General features: G+C 44.4%; 1 pseudogene. It reads right to left on the bottom strand.

Going from position 1 to position 527, the window contains the following annotated elements:
- Positions 1 to 440: pseudogene (locus G5B11_RS18820) on the bottom strand (hypothetical protein); the annotation flags it as partial.
- Positions 441 to 527: the final 87 nt, after the last annotated feature.

Here is a 527-nt window from a genome sequence, read left to right as displayed (position 1 = left end):
TGACGGAACGCAGGATCATCAAGTGCCCGTTTCAAATCATCAAGCCGATTATCTCCTAGCAGGGATCTTGTAAGCTTCTGCTCGCGCTGTATCCCGGCAGACATTCCTTCTGCTCTTCCAGCTGCTCTTCCCTTTTCCTCTATGCCAAGAATCCCTTTACAAACATTCACCTTTTCTCCCCTGGCTTCCTTTTCTATCTTCATTCCCGTCATCTCCTCCATCACTCGAACAGCTTTTCTGTCCACAGTTGCAAATGCAGCGTTCGCTTTCACAAGCCTTTCCAGTTTTTCTGCATCTTCAGAATACTTAATGAACTGCATCACTTCTCGAAAATTAGAGGTAAAGTGCTCCATCTCCTCTAAATTCTTAGGATCAATGACCTTTTCTCCTTGGTAAGTCATATGGTTGAACACATCCGCAAAGACCTTTGTGTCTTCCATGTACTCTTTTGTGATGACTGAACCATGTCTCCTAATCAATTCCGTACTCTTCACAAAGCTTTTGACGGAACGCAGGATCATCAAGTG

Origin of the sequence: Blautia glucerasea, assembly GCF_013304385.1 — a bacterium.
GTDB classification, from domain to species: Bacteria; Bacillota; Clostridia; order Lachnospirales; family Lachnospiraceae; genus Blautia_A; species Blautia_A ammoniilytica.
The sequence above is the reverse complement of the archived record's forward strand: the minus strand, read 5'-3'. Positions and strand labels throughout refer to the sequence as shown.